Source organism: Alloalcanivorax profundimaris (assembly GCF_015265435.1).
Lineage (GTDB): Bacteria > Pseudomonadota > Gammaproteobacteria > Pseudomonadales > Alcanivoracaceae > Alloalcanivorax > Alloalcanivorax profundimaris.
This window is the reverse complement of the sequence record NZ_JABJWH010000040.1, coordinates 17,861-35,388: the sequence shown is the minus strand read 5'-3', so window position 1 is coordinate 35,388 and position 17,528 is coordinate 17,861. Positions and strand designations below refer to the sequence as shown.

The 17,528-nt window shown below is 65.8% G+C and carries 15 protein-coding genes; 2 read left to right on the top strand and 13 right to left on the bottom strand.

Features of this window, described 5'->3' with window-relative positions; translation table 11 throughout:
• Positions 1–18 precede the first annotated feature (18 nt).
• A complete protein-coding gene (locus tag HMJ39_RS17665) occupies positions 19–1,383 on the bottom strand; it encodes an amidohydrolase family protein (protein ID WP_194298315.1) in 1,365 nt (454 codons plus the stop codon).
• Positions 1,384–1,408: 25 nt separating this feature from the next.
• Positions 1,409–2,179: an IclR family transcriptional regulator gene (locus tag HMJ39_RS17660; protein WP_194298314.1), complete on the bottom strand. Its 771-nt coding sequence runs from the start codon at positions 2,177–2,179 to the stop codon at positions 1,409–1,411.
• A gap of 583 nt (positions 2,180–2,762) precedes the next feature.
• Here HMJ39_RS17660 and HMJ39_RS17655 point away from each other — a divergent pair.
• Positions 2,763–3,812, top strand: a complete 1,050-nt coding sequence (locus HMJ39_RS17655; RefSeq protein ID WP_194298313.1) for a porin — start codon at positions 2,763–2,765, stop codon at positions 3,810–3,812.
• 27 nt (positions 3,813–3,839) lie between these two features.
• Here the strand turns inward: HMJ39_RS17655 and HMJ39_RS17650 are convergent, their stop codons facing one another.
• The 5 genes from HMJ39_RS17650 to HMJ39_RS17630 all read right to left on the bottom strand — a co-directional run bounded on the left by HMJ39_RS17650 (position 3,840) and on the right by HMJ39_RS17630 (position 9,364).
• Positions 3,840–4,199, bottom strand: coding sequence for a thioredoxin family protein (locus HMJ39_RS17650; RefSeq protein ID WP_194298312.1), 360 nt, complete (start codon positions 4,197–4,199; stop codon positions 3,840–3,842).
• Between the two features lie 113 nt (positions 4,200–4,312).
• On the bottom strand, positions 4,313–5,653 hold the full coding sequence (locus HMJ39_RS17645) for an acetamidase/formamidase family protein (protein ID WP_194298311.1): 1,341 nt from the start codon (positions 5,651–5,653) through the stop codon (positions 4,313–4,315).
• 119 nt (positions 5,654–5,772) lie between these two features.
• A complete protein-coding gene (locus tag HMJ39_RS17640) occupies positions 5,773–7,044 on the bottom strand; it encodes an MFS transporter (RefSeq protein ID WP_228462454.1) in 1,272 nt (423 codons plus the stop codon).
• 74 nt (positions 7,045–7,118) lie between these two features.
• Positions 7,119–8,165, bottom strand: a complete 1,047-nt coding sequence (locus tag HMJ39_RS17635; RefSeq protein WP_161385038.1) for a proline racemase family protein — start codon at positions 8,163–8,165, stop codon at positions 7,119–7,121.
• Positions 8,162–9,364: a zinc-binding dehydrogenase gene (locus HMJ39_RS17630; protein ID WP_194298310.1), complete on the bottom strand. Its 1,203-nt coding sequence runs from the start codon at positions 9,362–9,364 to the stop codon at positions 8,162–8,164. Before HMJ39_RS17630 ends, HMJ39_RS17635 begins: the two co-directional genes overlap by 4 nt.
• Positions 9,365–9,581: 217 nt before the next feature.
• On the opposite strand from HMJ39_RS17630, the gene HMJ39_RS17625 reads away from it, so the two are divergent.
• Positions 9,582–11,567: a hypothetical protein gene (locus HMJ39_RS17625; RefSeq protein ID WP_194298309.1), complete on the top strand. Its 1,986-nt coding sequence runs from the start codon at positions 9,582–9,584 to the stop codon at positions 11,565–11,567.
• 45 nt (positions 11,568–11,612) lie between these two features.
• Here the strand turns inward: HMJ39_RS17625 and HMJ39_RS17620 are convergent, their stop codons facing one another.
• The 6 genes from HMJ39_RS17620 to HMJ39_RS17595 form a co-directional block, all read right to left on the bottom strand.
• Positions 11,613–12,233, bottom strand: coding sequence for an immunity protein Imm33 domain-containing protein (locus HMJ39_RS17620; protein ID WP_194298308.1), 621 nt, complete (start codon positions 12,231–12,233; stop codon positions 11,613–11,615).
• The gene (locus HMJ39_RS17615) at positions 12,230–13,033 is read right to left on the bottom strand and encodes a nucleotidyltransferase domain-containing protein (protein ID WP_194298307.1); all 804 of its coding nucleotides are present in this window, start codon (positions 13,031–13,033) and stop codon (positions 12,230–12,232) included. Before HMJ39_RS17615 ends, HMJ39_RS17620 begins: the two co-directional genes overlap by 4 nt.
• A gap of 109 nt (positions 13,034–13,142) precedes the next feature.
• Positions 13,143–13,547 (bottom strand): Imm10 family immunity protein, encoded by a 405-nt coding sequence (locus tag HMJ39_RS17610; RefSeq protein ID WP_194298306.1) that lies wholly within the window; start codon positions 13,545–13,547, stop codon positions 13,143–13,145.
• 81 nt (positions 13,548–13,628) lie between these two features.
• Entirely contained in the window at positions 13,629–14,273 is a 645-nt protein-coding gene (locus HMJ39_RS19115; protein ID WP_194298305.1) for an alpha/beta hydrolase, read from the bottom strand.
• Between the two features lie 53 nt (positions 14,274–14,326).
• Positions 14,327–15,865, bottom strand: coding sequence for a diguanylate cyclase (locus HMJ39_RS17600; protein WP_161385031.1), 1,539 nt, complete (start codon positions 15,863–15,865; stop codon positions 14,327–14,329).
• Positions 15,866–15,912: 47 nt separating this feature from the next.
• Positions 15,913–17,058, bottom strand: a complete 1,146-nt coding sequence (locus HMJ39_RS17595; RefSeq protein ID WP_323370931.1) for a cytochrome-c peroxidase — start codon at positions 17,056–17,058, stop codon at positions 15,913–15,915.
• Between the last annotated feature and the right edge of the window lie 470 nt (positions 17,059–17,528).

The following is a 17,528-nucleotide window of genomic DNA, read 5'->3' as shown; positions in this document are numbered from 1 at the left end:
GCGCCGGCGGCGCCCGCGTTAAAGCGATACGTCGACGCCGGCCTCGCGGATGCAGCGGCGGGCGATCTCTTCCGCCTGGCGCATCAGGGCGCTTTCGTCGACGAACAAGGCCTTGCGGTTCTCGATCAACAGACGGCCGTCCACCATCACGTCACGCACGTCGGTGCCCTTGGCGCTGTACACCAGGGCGGCGGTGACATCCAGGGTGGGCGCCAGGTGCGCCTGCTCCAGATCCACGGTGATGAGATCCGCCTTGAGGCCCTCCGCCAGGCACCCTACCTGGTCGTCCCGGCCGATGGCGCGGGCCCCTTCGGAGGTGGCCATGCGCAGGGCGCGGTAACGGCCCAGGGCCTGGGGATCGTTCTTGGCGGTCTTGGCGGTAGCGCAGGCGTATTTCATGCTTTCGAACAGGTCCTGGCCGCAGTTGGCGGCGGGCCCGTTGGTGGCCAGCCCGCAGGTGAGCCCGGCGTCCAGGAACGGATGGATGGCCGGGAAACCGGTGCCCCAGAACAGCCGCGTGGGCGGGTCCAGCAACACGCGGGTGTCGCTCTCGGCGAGCAATTCCACCTCCCTGGGGGACACGTCGGACACCGCCACCACCTGCACGTCCGGGCCCAGGCAGCCGGTCTCGTGGAGCAGCTCCACCTGGCGGATGTCGCGGCCCAGGTGCTTGGCGATCAGCCGGTTGAACTCCGGGGATTCCGCCACGTGCATGTGCAGGCACAGGCCCAGGCGGTCCGCCAGGGCCCGGGTTTCCCGGTACATCTCCTCGGTCATGCACCACGGCAGCAGGGGCCCGAAGGACAGCCGCAGCCGGTCGCCCTCGGCGCCGTGCCAGCGTTCCGCCAGCGCCGTGACCCGGCGCGCCTGGTCGTCCAGGCTCTCCATGAAATCCGGCAGGAAATTGCGGCCCTCGAACGCCCGCGCCAGGGTGCCGCGGATGCCGGAGTCGCGCAGGGCGCGGAAGGTGGCGTCCTCCATGGCGATATCGTCCGGGTGGGCGGCGGCGAGATTCTCCACCAGGGAGGTGTTGCCGTTCTTGAGATTCTCCAGGCAGCCCAGCATCTGCGCCACGTACATGGCTTCCCCGTCGAAGGCGCCGATCATGGGCAGTTGCTGGTCGAGCCAGTCGAGCAGCCGTTTTTCCGGGCCCAGGGTGCGGCCGAAGATCATGCTCAGGTGGGTGTGGCCGTTGACCAGGCCGGGCATCACCAGCTTGCCGGTGGCGTCCACCACACGGTCCACCGGCGTGTCCGGCAGGTCGGCCCGGGGGCCGACGTAGGCGATGCGGTCATCACGGACCAGCACGCAGCCGTCATGGTACTGTCGATCCGACTGGTCCAGGGTCAGGACCCGTCCCCCTTGGAACAACGTGGTCGTCATGCTCTCTCCTCGCTCCCGTGGCGGCTCAGATCCCTCGACCGGCGCGCGGCCATTCCCGGGCAATGCGCGCGGCGGCGATGCGCAGATGATCGAGCCAGCCATCTTCCGGGTCTTGCGCCCGGTCTCCCACGGCGGCCACGGTGACCGCCGCCAACAGGGTGCCGTCGTGACAGAACACCGGCACCGAGGTACTGAATACCCCGCTTTCCAGCTCACCGTTGCTGGTGGCGTAACCCCGCTCGCGGATGTCCTGGAGCTCCCATTCCAGAACGCCCACGTTACCGTCCCATTCCTCCGGCGTCAGTGTCGCGCACTGATCGAGGATGCGGCGGATGTCGTATTCGGGCATGTGCGCCAGATGCACCTTGGCGGACGAGCCCAGATACAAGGGGGTGTCCGCCGCCGGCCCCAGCCCCACGTGCACCGTGCGCGGGCCTTCCTGGAACCCGACGCACAGCACCCGCTCGCCGACCCGGTGGGTCACCAGGGCGCTCTCGCCGGTCATGGCGGTGAGCTCGCGCAGAATCGGCGCCGCCAGCACCGCCATGTTCCGGCCGCTCTCCTCGGTCATCGCCACCAGGCGGGTGAAACCGGGGCTGAGCACGTATTCACCGCTGCGCGCCATGCTCGAGATCAGGCCACGGCGGCGAAGTGTATGCAAGTAACGGTAGGCGGAACTGCGCGAAAGACCGAAACGGCGTTCTATCTCCTGGCGCGTCACCACCTGTCCGTGACCCGCGAACATCAACAGGATGTCGAGAATACGATCCAGTGAGGAAGCGTTGTCTTTACTCATTATTCTGGTCCCAAACATGAACAATCGGCGGAACCGGCACTGGGGTCCCACCTATTCCCGTCCGGTCTTGCCACACGGGACCGGACTCTTCGAGGCAACCACACGCCACCCCTCAGGCGCGAGGACTACCCGTTGAGCGTCCCACGATTCAGAACATCCCGCCACCATTTTGCCCACCATCCAGGCCCCGACACCCAAAAAGTGCGTGGATTTATTACGGAGCCTTGATTCACTTTTGTATACATGATTAGCTTTTATAGAACAAAAAACAAACAGTCAATACATCCATATAAAACAACAACTTAGGCAATAAGCGATGAAACCAATACCCTCGCCCTCCTGATAACACCCTCTGACCCGACCAAAGAACGCCCTCGGCACGCCGAGAAGCGGCCATTTTTTGGTGCAATTAGCGCAAACAGAGCGCTTCCGGACGCTTCATAATGGATCAGAGGGAAACAAAATCGTTCTTTTCCTTTTCTTGTATACAAAAAAGAGGCAACACCGGGAAAGCAACAAATCGGGGACCACCGGCCCGCCTGAGCCGCCCCTTCGTGAGACCTGAAAAATAAGAGGAACCGCAATGAAAAGCAGCATCCGCACCACCGTCCTGGCCACCTCCGCCCTGCTCGGACTCAGCGGCCTGGCCCATGCCGAAACCGAAGCCAGCTTCTACGGCGTGCTCGACGTCTGGGCCGGCAGCAAGGAACTGCCCGGCGACGATGACGGCACCGCCAAGCTGGACGCCGGCGGCATGACCACTTCCTTTCTGGGTGCCAAGGTCACCACCACCCTGCCCAACGGCATGACCGGCATGGCGGTGGCGGAAAGCTTCCTGCGCCCGGACACCGGCGAGGACCGGCGTTACAGCGGCGATGAATTCTTCGCCCGCAACGCCTATGTGGGCGTGGCCGGCGAGTTCGGCACCCTGAAGGCCGGCCGCAGCACCGCGCCCATGTTCGTGCCCACCCTGATCTCCAACCCCTTTGGCGGCTCCTTCGGGTTCGCTCCGGCCATCCAGCACTCCTTCCTGGGCGGCAACAACGGGCCCACCGCCGGCGACTCCGCCTGGGCCAACGCGCTCTCCTACACCAGCCCCAAGATGGGCGGCGTCACCGCCAATGTGATGTACGCCTTCGGCGAGCAGGAAGGCGATGAAGGCGCCAACCGGGTGGGCGGTCATCTGGTTTATCGCGGCGGCGGGCTGATGCTCACCGTGGCCGGCCATCGCATCGAGGAAGGCGCCATCGACAGCAACGGCGGCGTGGGGGAAGCCGGCGCCCTGGGCGCGGTGGAACAGGACGGCCTGCTGGCGGGCGCCAGCTACGACCTGGGCGTGGTGAAGGTGTTCGCCTCCTTCCAGCAACTGGAAACCGGCACCGGTACCGGCGACATCGACACCGATACCGGCCAGGCCGGCGTGTCCGTGCCGGTGGGCCAGGGCGCGGCGCTGGCGTCCTACGCGCACACCGATTACAGCGGCGACCGGGACACCAAGCGCAAGACCTGGACGGTGGGCTACGACTACCCCTTCAATGAAACCCTGGATGTCTACGTCGCCTACATACACGACGATCTGGAAGACACCGGCGACGGCAACACCTACGGCGTGGGCAGCCGCTTCAAGTTCTAAGCGCGCCGAGCAACGCCCGGCGGCTCCTCAGGAGCCGCCGATCTGCGCGCTGCGCGCCGGGTTGGCGTCAATCTCCTCCATCCGGTCGCGGACCTGATCCTCGTTGTCCGGCCGCACCAGCCGGCTTACCTCACGCCCTTCCTGAATGAAGATCAGCGTCGGCCATTTGTCCACGTTGAACGCCCGGCCGAGCATCTTGTCCTTGTGGTCCGCCAGCTTGACGTGACCGATGCCGGGGAAATCCTGAAACGCCGCCTTCACCTTCGGCTCGGCTTCCTGGCAGTGGGGGCAGTCCGGGCTGCCGAACTCCAGTACCGTGGGCGCGACGATGCCCTGGATCTCGTCCCGGGTGGGATGGTTGCTGGCGTATTCCGCGCTGAATGCCATGGTTGCCTCCTTTCAAAGCATTAACGAAGCATTGGCATTCAGTGTGGGGATGATGACGGCGGCCGCCTACCCGGTGTTTGCAAAACACTATAAAGACCGCCGCCGCGCGCCGTTCAACGGTGCATGAACACTTCCTTCTTGACGGTGCCGTGCACGCCCCAGTTACCGTCCACCACCTGGGTGATGCCGAAGTCCGTGCCCACCGACATCAGGCTCACCGCCTCGTCCTCGCTGAGCCCCTGGGCGGTCATCAGGAAATGACGCATCTTGCGGAAGGCGTCGCGCATGGCCAGGTCAATGGACGACTTCTGGTAGATGGTCTGCTGCGGCTTATCCAGTTCGGCCAGGTAGTTGGGATAGCTGAAGCCGTGCACCACCCAGGCGTCGTCGGTCTCCAGCAACGGATAGTAAAGACCGCTGAGCCGCGTGCCTTTCAGGTCCGCCTTCTTGTGCAGGATCAGTTGGAACACCCCGGTGAGCGAGGTTTCGATGGCGGTGCCGCTGAGTTCGGAATCGCCCTGGGCGGCGTGCGGGTCGCCCACGGAGAACAGGGCGCCGTCCACCGCCACCGGGTAGTACATGGTGGCGCCCTTGCCGATGCGCCAGTCGTCGATGTTGCCGCCGAAATAGGCCGGCGGCACCGTGTCCACCATGTCCGCCTCCCGGGGCGCCACGCCCATGGTGCCGAAATGCGGCCGGGCGCGGACCTGCACGCCTTCCAGCACCGGCTGCTCGTCCACGGTGTCGTGGTCGACCACCACGCCGGGGTAATCAATGGTTTCGTGTTCCACGCCGTAGGGGTCGGTTTGCGGCGTCCAGCGGAAGTTATAGAGCGGCTTGGCCCAGACATTGGCGCCGCTGCTGTCCAGCTCGAAGATGGTGACCACCTCGCGCTTGTCCGGGGACTCGATCAGATCGTTGTATTGGAAGCCCCAGTTGGCGGCCACGTTGGAGCCGAAGGTCTTGCCGGCGAACTCCTGGTTGCCGCTGGGGCGCAGGTTCACGTCGAGAATGCGCACTTCCAGCACGTCGCCGGGTTGCGCGCCGCACACCTTCACCGGCCCGGTCATGATGTGCACCCCGAACCCTTCGCCGGCACCACGCCCGTACACCGAGGCATCCATGGGGCCGGCGCCGCGACGTTCCACGCCCTTCTCATTCCTGGTCCAGTGGAACACGCTCTCGGCGCCGTCGTCGCCCTTGATCATGCGGTCGTAGTCGTCCCCCGCATGGTGGGTGAGCGCTTCCATGGTCACGAAGTCACCGGAGTTCACTTCGATCAGCGGCGTGGCGTCCTTGCTGAAGTAGCCCCAGTGAACGGTGTCCTTGTTGGCGGCCACGGTGAAATGCCGGGCGTCGCCGGCGGCGCAGTCCGCCGCGTGCGCTGGCGCCGTGAGCAGCGCCAGGCCGACGCCCATGCCGGCGCCGAGCAGGGATGTTCCGAAAACGCGCATGATCTTGCCTCCCAGTACCCAAAATGGAGCCCGACGCCCCCGGACACGCCCCGCGTCCGGTGAAAAACGTCAGCCCACTGATGGGATAGCAAGGTCCGTGCCCGCGCAGCCCCCGGCCGCTAGCGCAGCGGTTCGCGGCTGCGGTCGCGCATCCACAGCATCACCAGCCCGGCCACCAGGGCGCAGCCGGCGAGCAACACCCCGGGCACGGCGGCGTAGCCGGTGACCTCGATCAGCCAGGTGGCGAACATGGGCGTGGCGCCACCGATCACGCCCAGGCCCAGGTTGTAGGCCACGGAATAGCCGGACAGGCGGTCCTCGGCGGGGAACAGCTCCACGAACATGGCCGGCGCCGAGCCCAGCGGCACCGCCAGCAGCACCACCAGACCGAACTGCACCACCACCGCCGCCAGCAGCCGGTCGGCGTGCAGCCAGGCGTAGGCGGGCCAGGCCACCAGGGCCATGACGAACATGGCCAGGGCGATGAAGCGGGTGCGGCGCGGGCCGTGATCGCCGATCCAGCCGGACAGCGGGATCAACACCAGCAGCAACACGGTGGCGAAGGTATTGATACGCAGGGCCAGGTCCAGAGGCAGGCCGGTGAAGCGGTTGAGCCATTCCGGCAGGTACACCAGCGGCAGGTAGAACAGCGCGCCATAGGCGGACGCGAACACCACCGCTTGCACCATTTCCAGACGGTTTTCGGTGAGCGCGCGGCGCAGCGGCGAGGTGTCCGGGCGCTCCTGATGATGGCGCTGGAACTCCTCGGACTTGGGCAGATGGCGACGCATCAGAATGGACGTGACGCCGAGAATGCCGCCAAGCAGGAAGGGCACCCGCCAGCCCCAGGCCAACAGGGTTTCCTGGGCGATCAGGGAGGTGGTGAGCGCCGCCACCGCCGAGCCCAGCAACATGCCCACCATGGTGCCGGTATTGGCCCAGCTGCCGGCCAGGCCACGTCGCGAGCGGGGCGCGGTTTCCACCAGATAGGTCACCGAACTGCTGAACTCCCCGCCCACGGACAGGCCCTGGACCAGGCGTATCAGCACCAGCAACAGCGGCGCCCACAGGCCAATGGTGTCGTACACCGGCAGACAGCCGAGCAGCAGGGTCGGTAATGCCATCATGCTGACCGACAACAACATGGTGGCGCTGCGCCCCAGGGTGTCGCCGAGCCAGCCAAATACCACCGAGCCCAGCGGGCGCATCAGGAAACCGGCGGCGAAGACCCCGTAGGTGGCGATCAGCGCGGCGATGCTGTCTTCTCCGGGGAAGAACAGATCGGCGATGATGCCCGCCATGTAGCCGTACAGGGCGAAGTCGTACCACTCCACCACATTGCCGATGAAACCGGCCATGACCGCGGTATGCCGCTTTCCGGCTCGCCGCATGCGCAACTCCTTACCCAGGCGTATTCGGCGGCACAGGATAACGGAGCGGCGTGTCGATTGCCCGCCGGATTACCTCAGCCGTGGCGGGACGTCAGAATGTGATGCAGCCCGGCGCACTCCACCATGGGATCGTCGCAGTTGACGACGATCTCCGAGCGGGCCAGCACATGGCCCTTGCCGGTGATGGTGTTGCGCACCACGTCGTGGCCGTCGGCGCCGGCCTGCTCCACGCCCAGGAACTCGCCGATGAAGCCGGACTCGCGCAGGGACACCGTCTCCAGCTTGTCGCCGGGGCGGATGCCGCCTTCGTGGTGCATCAGCGCCAGCCGCGCCGAGGTGCCGGTGCCGGTGGTGCTGCGGCAGATCACGCCGGGGTGCACATAGGTGGCCGAGCGGGAGCGGTAAAAGTCGTCGGCAACCTGATCCACCGGCCCCATGAAGTGCAGGAACGGCAGCGGGCCCACGTCGCCCAGGGTGTAATGGGAAAAGCCACGCTCCGCCTGGATCGCCTCGACGATGGCGCCGGCGCAGCGAGCCAGATCGCGCTCCTCGTCCAGGGTCAGGTGAAACCCCAGATCGCGGGCGTCCACCAGGGCGTAGAAGCCACCGCTGTAGGCCACGCTGTAGGTGATGTCGCCCAGGCCCGGCACATGGATGGCGGCGCGGTAGGTATCGATGTAGCTGGGCAGGCCGCCGCAGGTAATCGCTTCCACCACGCCGTTTTCCACCCGGGCGTCGATCTGCACCAGCCCGGCCGGCGACTCCAGCAGGAAGTGCTGATGCCCCTCGCGCTTGGGCACCAGGCCGCTTTCCAGCACCGCCGTGGCGGTGCAGATGGTGTTGGAGCCGGAATAAATCGGGTAGCCCATCACCTCCATGATGATGTAGCCGGTTTCCGCCCGGGAATCCGAGGGCGGCACGATCAGATCCACGGACATTTCCGGTGCGCCGTAGGGCTCCTCCAGCAGCAGCTTGCGCAGGCCGTCGGCGTCGTCGCGCAGGTACTCCATTTGCTGGCGCACGGTGGCGCCGGGCAGCGGGTCCACGCCGCCGGTGACGATGCGGCTCACGTCGCCGCCGGCGTGGGTGTCGATCAACTGCAGAGTGAGTTCGTTTTTCATGACGCCGGCTCTCCGTGGTTCCGCTCTTCCCGGTTCAGGGCGAAGGGGGCGCCGTGCTCCGGCCACTGGGCGTCGGGCACGATCACGATCTTGCCCAGGTAGTGGCTGCCCCGCGCCACGAAATAGCGCTCCGCGCGGTGCAGATCCGAGAGGCGGAAGGCGCCGTGCAGCACCGGCTTGAGCGCCCCGTCGCGAATCCATTGCATCAGTTGCCCGGCCTCTTCCTGGGTCCCATGGGACACCCCGAACACCTGGACCTGATAGAGATAGATCCGCGTCCAGAGGATCTCGCTGACGTTGCCGCCGCTGGCGCCGGCGATGCTCAAGCGCGGATAGCTGTCGCGGGCCCTCATGTCGAAAATCATGGTATCGATGAAGCGGTCGGTCATGTCGCCGCCCACCAGGTCCATGACCGCGTCGATGGGCGCGCCGCCGGTCAGGTCCCGGACCCGCTCGGTAAAGGTGGCCATGTTGGAGCGATCGAGCACGCCCTCGGCGCCCAGCTCGCGCAGGGCCTCGGCCTTGTCCGGCGTGCTCAGGGCATAGGGAATCGCGCCCAGCAGCCGGCACAGCTGGATCAGCGCGGTGCCCACACCGCCGCTGGCGCCGGTGACCAGCACCCGCTCGCCGGCGCTCACCCGGGCGGCGGTGAGCATATGGTAGGCGGTCTGGTAGGAACACATGCCCAGGGCGGCCAACTCGGCGTCGGCCAGCTCCGGGTTGGGCACCGCGTGGAACTGGTCCGACGGCACCGCGATGTATTCGGCGAAACCGCCGTCGGCGCCATGGCCGTAGTAATCCGGTGTCAGGTTAAGATCCGGGCGGTGATCCGGATAGAGATTGAAATCCAGCAGGCCCCGTTCGCCGAGGCGGGCGGCGTCCACGCCCTCGCCCACCGCCACCACGCGGCCGGCCACGTCGGCGCCCTGGATGCGCGGAAACGTAAGGGTGGGCGAACCGCCCATCTGGAAGGAGGTGACCTCGTCTTTCTCCTTGGTGGGATACAGCCCCTCCCGGGCTTTGCGATCGGTGTTGTTCTTGGCGGTGGCGGTCACCCGCACCAGCACCTGGCCGGGCCCCGGCGCCGGCACCGGCAGATCGTCCCGGTAGACCAGCTTGTCCGGGCCACCATGGCCGGTGAGCACCATGGCGGCCATGGTGTCGGGAACAACATCCCGCGCGTCGGCGCTAGAACTCATGAGCTCCTCCTTGCACGAATGCTTGCCGATGCCGCCTACCTGATAGCCCGGGACGGGATTTCAAGGTGGTCTTTCATCACGGATGGAGCGGTCTATCCAGGCCAACGGGCGACATGGACCGTCGCTGCTCAGCTGACATCCCCCATATGGGGGATGTGAGACCGCATTGGCCACACTAGGGTTTCTTTCGTCAAGCTATAACAATGGGGAAGTTCACATGACGACAAGATTGATTCATTCATTGGCTTTAATGGCCGTGCTGGCGATGCTGACCGCCTGCGGCGGCGACTCCTCCTCATCGTCCTCTGGTTCCTCTAACGAGGGTCAGAGCATGACCGTCACCGGCACCGCCTCCGCCCCTTCGGGCATGGTGGCCACGCTGCGTGACCCGGAGCCGCTGCGGGTAGTACTGAATTTCCTGATCGAGCCGGCGGCGGCGACGATCACCGGCCTGCAACCGGTCAACGGCGCCACCGTGGAACTGATCCGCGTGGACAACGACGGCAACCCGGTGGGCGAGGTGCTCGCCACCACCACCACGTCCACCACCGGCGATTACACCCTGACCCTGCCCCAGGGCGTGAACCTGGCCGGCAACCTGGTGGTGCGCATCAGCGGGCCCAACGCCGAAATGCGGGCCCAGGTGGTGGAACAGGCGGTGAACATCGACCCGGCTTCGGAATTCCTGCTGCGCGAGTTCATCGCCCAGGGCACGGATCTGGAGGAGCTGGAAGTCAACGACGTGGTCAAGCTCAAAGGCCGGGTGGACGACTTCGACCTTACCGCCGGCGCCGACCTCACCGACATGCTCGAACAGTTGGACGCGGAAGTGGGCGATCTGGTGGAAAATCAGGTGGCGGTCATCAACGATGGTACCGGCAACGCGGCGGCCGTGGCCGGTGCGTACCGCGCCAACGCCTTCTCTCTGGGGCTACATGACAGCGATGACGAGAGCAGTGGTACTTTCGCCACCAACATCTATACCAGCCTGTTCACCTTCAGCGGCGGCGACAACGGAACCGTGAACATCAACCTTAGTGACGAGGAAAGCGCCGAGGCCATGATGTTCGGAGCCACTCTGTATAGCGCCGGCCTCCACTATGAAACCAGCATGGAAGAACTGGACGAAGACTTCTCGGGCACGATCACGGAGTCCGGCATCCTCTCCATCGAAGGCGAGCTCGAAGAAGAAGTGAATGAGGAAAACGCATTCCGCTACCCGCCGGCGGTCTACAACCTGCAACGGGTGGCGGATCGCGGCCTGTTCTTTCATGTATCCAAGGAGGCCGCGGTGCGTTATGGCGTAACGCCAAGCGGCGCTCTAAACCCGCAGGACCGGCGTGGCGACGAGGCCTTTCGTGCCCTGGAAGTATTCGCCCGTACGCCCACGGACTTTACCGATAGCGACCTGAGCGGCGATTTCGGTCGTGTCTACCTGGGTACAGAGCTCAGCGTACAGGGCTACCTGGCGGTGGAGGCGGAGAATAATGTCGTGAGCTTCGGCGGAGACGGCTCCCTGGATATCGTCCCGGGTAACTTCCACCGGCTGGGCTTGACCGGTTCCGGGACGACCCAATACGAATCAGGCGCCACCGAAGCCGAGACTGGCCTGACGGTGGACATCGACAGTAATGGCGACGTGCTTGCCATCGATGAGGAAGCGGAGGACGGCTTTATCAATGAAAGGTATGACTTCATCAGTCTGATGAATGCTGAAAGCAGCACGGACACCTCCTTCGCCTGGTTTGACACCACTCTGATGGTGAAGCTTCCTGAAAGTACTCCCGCCATTACCGGGAAACGCTACCGCCTGATGCTGCTGTCCGTGCTTCTGGAGGGCAACCCCGCCGGCGGCGGCATGGGGTTGTTCGCCAGCCAGTTCAACACCTTCCTGACCCTGGACAGCGCCACCCAGGCCTCCTTGTCTGGCAGCATCAATGAAGTCAGGAAAAATACTCTGGCCGCCAACCTGGAAACCGAAGTGGACCCGGTGGACGAGACCTTCTCCGTGGACCTGGCCACCAACGGTGCCGCCACCCTGACGCTGGAGGACGATGACGGCAGCAGTGTGCTGGACGGCTTCTTCAACCAGGACGCCAGCCTGGGCCTGTTCACCCTGCGCTTCGAGCCGCTCCAGGGCGACCCCGACGAGCTGGGCCTGGCGGTGCTGGTGGAAGTACCGGCGGAAAACAACGCGGAATAAAACCCGGCCCGGTGCCGTGCAAGGCGGCGCCGGGTTCAACCCGGATCATTGCGGCATCGGCACTTCCACGAAGCGGCCGTTGCCGTTGCGCTCGAAGGCCACCTCCGGCTCCCGATCCAGCAACGACACGAAGCTGTCGTCCCGGGCCAGCACCGCGCCCAGGGTCACGTTGTAGACGTTCTTGGGGTCGGCCAGGTAGACCTCGTCTTCGTCACCGCTCATGAAACTCCAGCCACTGTCATCGTCGCCGGCGGGCGCTTCCCGGTACATGAAGCCGACACCGGCGCCGTCCACGTAGGCGCGCCGGGAGATCAGGCAGCGGGGAGCGTAGCGGTCCGCCAGGGACGGCACCGGGTCCGCCACGCTGACACCGATGATATGGCACGCTTGGAAACGCACCGGGTCGCCCACCGTCAACGCCTCGATGTGAAGCGGTTGATTGGCGAGCCGCCCCTGGAAGACGCCGTCCTCCACGGCCTCGATCTCCACCCACATGCGTTCACCGCCGGGCGCGTCCGGTTGCTCGCCGTCGAACAGGAAAATCAGCTTGGCCCGTTCGCCGGGCACCAGGGCGGCGATGGCCTCCGGCGACGGCTTGTAGAAGGTGTAGGGGTTGGCGTCGGCGATTCCCCGGGCGTCTTCCAGACGCCAGCTCGGTGCGGTCATGGGGCCTCCATGCAATGTCGGAACAGGGTGTTGAGGGCGTTCAGGTCGCCGTCCGGCGCATCCGCCTTGGCCTGATAGCGGGACAGGCGCGACAGCTCGTGTTCAATGAAGTCATTGAGCGCCGGAATCACCGGCACGAATTCCTTTTCCTGGCTGCGCTGCTTGCGCGCCAGCAGCCGCCCGATCTCCTTGTCCAGGAGCTCGTTGTCCGCCACCAGGGCGCGCAACGGCTCGAACTCGATGGGCGCCGGCGTGCGGTAACGCTCCAGCCAGCGGATCGCCAGCAGCGGCCGCAGCACATAGAAATACTTCTTGAGCGGCACCAGCTTGGCTTTCAGGTAACCGTGGTAGTTCTTGTCCGCCATGCTCAGGTAATGAAACACGCCCTTGTCCACGGCGTAGACGCTGGGCAGCAAGGCCCGGGCGCGCGCCGCGAAATCGCCGTCATCGCGGTAAACGATGGGCGATTGCAGCCATTCGACGATGGACGGGTTGGACTTGCGCAACAGCTTCAGCGCCTTGCGCAGGTCCCAGCCGTTCAGATCGATGTCGTCGACGATGTCGTATTCAATCACGTCGCGGCGGTCTTCCACGTCCAGGGACAGATACCAGTCCCGGGAACGGGCGTAGATGAAGCGCACGTCGTAATCGCTGTTCGGGGATGGGAAACCCCAGGCGCGGCTGCCGGATTCCACCGCCAGCAGCACGCGCACGTCGTGCTCCTGCTCGGCGGCGCGCAGACGTTGCAGAATCTCGCCGCGGACGGCGCCGTCGATGGCGCCTTCGAATTGATCACTCATGATTGCTCTTGGTCCAGATGCCCGCCGACCGGAATGCGCGGATGGTAGCGCATGCAGCGGCGCTTGCCCCGCGATCCCGTTGGCAGGCTTTGTAAAGCTTGGGAAAATGTCAGGCCGGATCGATCAGGGACAGGCGCGCGCCACAGCCCTGGAAAATCCTCCGCAGGCCCTCGGAGAGCGCCGCCGCGTCCACCTCACTGGCGACGAAGGTGATGGTCAGGGCGCGCAGGCCGAGCATCCTGGCCACCGCCGCCTCGAAGGTCAGGGCCAGACTGTCGGTGGTCTGCGTGACGGTTTCCACGCCGCCCCAGCCGCCGCCTTCCGGGCCGCACCACTCCAGGTAGTAAGCCGGCGCTTCCTCCACCGCCTCGATGTGCTCGAAATCCCGCTGCAGCATCAGGTAATGCCGCGGCGAGGAAGGATCGTCGGCGAAGCCCAGCAAATGGCAGAAGCCGTCCGGGTGCTCGAGCACCACGGAACGGGCGTGGAAGCGGACATGATCCGGGTCGCTCATGGTCGTCTCCATGGCGGGGCATGGTCACCCATGGTGGGCGAGAATCGCCTGGCGGTCCATCAATTGTGGGACGTTACGCCTTCACGTCCCGGTGGCCGCCCGCAGGTGCTCGAGCACCGCCCGCGACGCCGCCGGCAGGCAGCCCTTGAAGAAGTGATCCGTACCCGGAAACACGGTGACCGGATGGCGGGCCTCGCGCAGGTGGGCGAGCAGGTCCGCCAGGGGCGCGCGCTCGTCGTCCTCGCCGTGTAGCAGGAAGGCGCCGGCGGGCACCGGCACCGGTTCATAGAAGCGGCCGTCCGGCACCCGGCCCACCGGCATGCCCATGAGCACCAGGGCGTCCGCCGGCGACTCCAGCCGGGCGGCGGCGCGGGCGAACACCCAGGCGCCGAACGAGAAGCCCACCAAAGCCAACGGCAGCGCCGGGTAGCGCTGGCGCAGGGCGGCGATCATCACCCCGGTGTCCTCGGTTTCCCCGTCGCCTTCGTCGTGCTCGCCCTGGGAACCGTCCACGCCCCGGAACGCCGGGCGCACCGCCAGCCAGCCGGCGCCGCGCAGGGCCCGCGCCAGGGCATGGGGCACCGGATGGCGCGGCGAGCCGCCCAGCACCGGCTGGGGGTGGCCCACCAGGGCCATGCCCCGGGGCGCGCCCTCCGGGTGATCCAGAGTGAGGCGGAGACGGCCCGCCGGGCCGTCGAGATCCAGTGTTTCGCGGGCACTGCTCATGGTGCGTTCCGGTGTCGGCACGAAAAGGCGGCCATGCTACCGAGCGGAGCGGGCTATTCGCCCGCCACGCACAGGCCGTCGCGACCGCCGTTCTTGGCCTCATAAAGCGCCCCATCCACACGGCGCAGCAAGGACGTCACGGTATCGTTGGGGGCCAGTTCAGCGAGACCGGCGCTGAGCGTCACGGGGATGCTCTCTTCATCGGACACCGGCAAGGGGGTGGCGGCCATGGTGTCGCGCAAGCGCCGCGCCACCGCCCGGCCGCCGGCCAAACCGGTATCCGGCAGAACCACGATGAACTCCTCCCCTCCCAGCCGCCCGCAGCGATCCACCTCCCGGCGCGCGCTCAGCAGGATGGCGGCGAAGGCGCGCAACACGCTGTCGCCGCCAGCATGCCCCCAGGTGTCGTTAATGCGTTTGAAGTAATCCAGATCCAGGGACAGCACGCACAACGGTAAGCCGGAACGACGGGAATAAGCGACCTGCCATTCCAGAACCTCCATGATCGCGCGGCGATTCGCCAGGCCGGTGAGTTCATCGGTGCGCGCCAAGGCGCTCAACCGATCACGCATCTGGCGCTCGTGAATCTCGTGGCCCACCGTATCCGCCAACAATTGCATGAAAATCAAGTCGTCCTGGGAAAACGGCCCACACGGCTCCGGGGAAGAGAAGTTCAAGGTGCCGTACGCTCGATTATCCACCTGGATGGGGCTGCCCAGGTAAGCCTCCAGACCAAAATCCCGATAGCAAGGGTGGTCATGAATTTCGCTTTGCGCGGTGTGATGGAAACCAATCGGTCTGTTGGCTCTGAGCGTGTGCACGCAATAGGTACCGGGCAACTCGAAACGGGTCCCCGGGGACAAGCTATTGTCCGGACTCACGCACTGCTCCACCAGGTAGGCCTCACCGTCGATGCGCGACTGAATGGCCACCGGCAGGCCGAAGTGGCGCGCCCCCAGCTCCAGAATCGCGTGGATACGGGCGTCGCTGTCCATGTTCGGATTGGCGCTGATGGCGTGCAGCCGCTGCAACGTATCGATGGACTTCTCCGCCGGCCGGGCAGGGCGAATCAAGGCGATATAGCCGCTGGCTTCCCCGTTTGGATCGCGTATCACGCCCCCACAGGTGCGCGCCAGGAATATGGTGCCATCGGCACAGCGGTAGGACATTCTGTAGTCTTCCATGCCGCTGGCCGCCGCCGGATTGTATCGGCGTTCGCCCTGATCATCGAAATCATGCCGGTCGGCATAGAAAATCGCGGTCCGCTGGCCGGCCAGTTCGGGCCGGGTGTAGCCGAACAACCGTTCCGCGGCGGGATTGATATAAATCACGTAGCGGGCCTTGTCAGCCACCACCACCGCTTCCGGAAGCTGATTGAAAATATCCTCGAGCAGGGACGGCGAAACCGAGCTCAAACCCGGGAGCCGGGACATGTCATCGGTGGCGGGGAACACCACGCCACGTTCTTTGTGTCTGGTCATAGTTGATGGGTCGCTGGACAGCCGGACACCCGACAACTCCATGGTTGTCGTTAAACGAGACTCTGTCAAAGCAAAACCGGCGTGATTCACGTTCTGAAAAGCAATTACCATCAACCGTTGCTCGGCGATGCCCCCGCCCCATCCCTTCCCCATGGCTTTTAACGCGGCTGGGACCCGGCCTGATCGGCGCGCCGGCGGGCCCGGTCGCGCAGCGTTTGCTCGAAACGCATGGGCAGCCGGTTGGGCTTCACCGACAGCGCCCGCAGGAACGCTTCCAGATCGGCCAGCTGCGCCTCGCTGAGATGCAGTGGCCGCAGATGGTCCGAGGTGGAAGGGAACAGGGGGGCGTCCCGGTGTTCCTCGCCCTTGGGCGGATGGGCGCCGCCTTTGTTGTAGAACAGCAAGACATTGCGCAACGCCGGGATCATGCCGTTGTGCATGTAGGGGGCGGTATAGGCCACGCCACGCAGCGGCGGGGTCCGAAAGCGGCCCACATCCCCGGCTTCGCCGGAAATCGCATAGCGCCCCAGATCCTGCAGCGGCCGGCCGTAGAAATTGAGCCCCAGATTGTGGAACGCCTGGTCGGTGAGCAGCGGGCCATGGTGGCAGTTCATGCAACGGCCCTGGGTGCGGAACCAGTGCAGGCCACGAATTTCCTGATCGTCCAACGCGGTCCGGCGCCCTTCCATGAACTCGTCGAAGGGGGTGCGGCGGGTGGTCAGGTGGCGCTGAAAGTCCGCCAGGGCGGCGACGATGCGCGGGTAGGTAATGTCGGCGTCGCCGAAGGCATCGGTGAACCAGTCCGCGTAGGCCGGATCCCGTTCCAGGCGCGCCACCACCCGGTCCGGCCGCGCGTTCATTTCCACATGGCTGACCAGGGGCAGGCCCGCCTGCTGCTCCAGGCTGTCCGCGCGGCCGTCCCACATCAGGGTATCCAGGTAGCCCACGTTGATCAGGCTGGGCGTGTTGCGGGTGCCGGGCATCCGGTCGTGGCCGAACGGCACCCGCCGGCCGTCGGTCCAGGCCAGATCCGGATCATGGCAGCTGGCGCAACTGATCTGCCCGGAACCGGACAACCAGGGATCGAAGAACAACAGGCGGCCCAGCCGGGTTTCCGCGGTCCACATGGGGTCCACGTCCGGTTCCGGCAGCGCCGCCAGCTCCACCCAGGCCACGCCTTCGTCCACCTCCGGCGCCGGCCAGCCGCTCACCGGCCCCCGGTAGGCCGCCAGCGGCACCGGCTCCTCGGCAAGAACCGGCGCCCCCAGTACCAGCAGCCCCCACAGCAGCAGAACACGCGCCACCACTAACGGCCTTCCTCGCCGTAGCGGTAGCGCACCAGGGCCCAGGCGCCGATGCCGGATTCATAGGGCCGGGTGGCGGTGGCGGTATGGGTGCGCTGGTCGAACACATTGTCCAGGATCAGCTCGAAATCCAGCCACTGGCGGAATCCCAGGCGGTGGCTGTAGGCCAGCTTGGCGTCGAACAGCACCGTGGAGGGCCGTTCCACGGCGCCGTACACCGGCACGCCCTGCAGCGTGGACTCACAGCCCGGGCATTCCTGGACGAAACGCCCTTCCTGCCGGCCGGTGTCCTCCAGGTTGTCGTAGGCATCCCGGTAGCGGCCGGTCAGCGACACCCGGAAGCGCGGCAGCACTTCCCGGCTCAGGGTCAGGTTGGCCACCAAGGGTCGGGCGAAATTGTCGCTCACCACGTCCAGTTCGCCGAGGCGCACCAGCTCGTCGTTGTAGATCACTTGCTGGTCCTGGTAGGC

Coding starts and splice junctions, on each gene's coding strand:
- HMJ39_RS17630 (WP_194298310.1), bottom strand. CDS start 9,364: ATGAGTTCTAGCGCCGACGCGCGGGATGTTGTTCCCGACACCATGGCC.
- HMJ39_RS17650 (WP_194298312.1), bottom strand. CDS start 4,199: ATGGCATTCAGCGCGGAATACGCCAGCAACCATCCCACCCGGGACGAG.
- HMJ39_RS17610 (WP_194298306.1), bottom strand. CDS start 13,547: ATGAGCGACCCGGATCATGTCCGCTTCCACGCCCGTTCCGTGGTGCTC.
- HMJ39_RS17635 (WP_161385038.1), bottom strand. CDS start 8,165: ATGAAAAACGAACTCACTCTGCAGTTGATCGACACCCACGCCGGCGGC.
- HMJ39_RS17645 (WP_194298311.1), bottom strand. CDS start 5,653: ATGCGCGTTTTCGGAACATCCCTGCTCGGCGCCGGCATGGGCGTCGGC.
- HMJ39_RS19115 (WP_194298305.1), bottom strand. CDS start 14,273: ATGAGCAGTGCCCGCGAAACACTGGATCTCGACGGCCCGGCGGGCCGT.
- HMJ39_RS17655 (WP_194298313.1), top strand. CDS start 2,763: ATGAAAAGCAGCATCCGCACCACCGTCCTGGCCACCTCCGCCCTGCTC.
- HMJ39_RS17660 (WP_194298314.1), bottom strand. CDS start 2,179: ATGAGTAAAGACAACGCTTCCTCACTGGATCGTATTCTCGACATCCTG.
- HMJ39_RS17625 (WP_194298309.1), top strand. CDS start 9,582: ATGACGACAAGATTGATTCATTCATTGGCTTTAATGGCCGTGCTGGCG.
- HMJ39_RS17615 (WP_194298307.1), bottom strand. CDS start 13,033: ATGAGTGATCAATTCGAAGGCGCCATCGACGGCGCCGTCCGCGGCGAG.
- HMJ39_RS17665 (WP_194298315.1), bottom strand. CDS start 1,383: ATGACGACCACGTTGTTCCAAGGGGGACGGGTCCTGACCCTGGACCAG.
- HMJ39_RS17640 (WP_228462454.1), bottom strand. CDS start 7,044: ATGCGGCGAGCCGGAAAGCGGCATACCGCGGTCATGGCCGGTTTCATC.
- HMJ39_RS17620 (WP_194298308.1), bottom strand. CDS start 12,233: ATGACCGCACCGAGCTGGCGTCTGGAAGACGCCCGGGGAATCGCCGAC.
- HMJ39_RS17600 (WP_161385031.1), bottom strand. CDS start 15,865: ATGGTAATTGCTTTTCAGAACGTGAATCACGCCGGTTTTGCTTTGACA.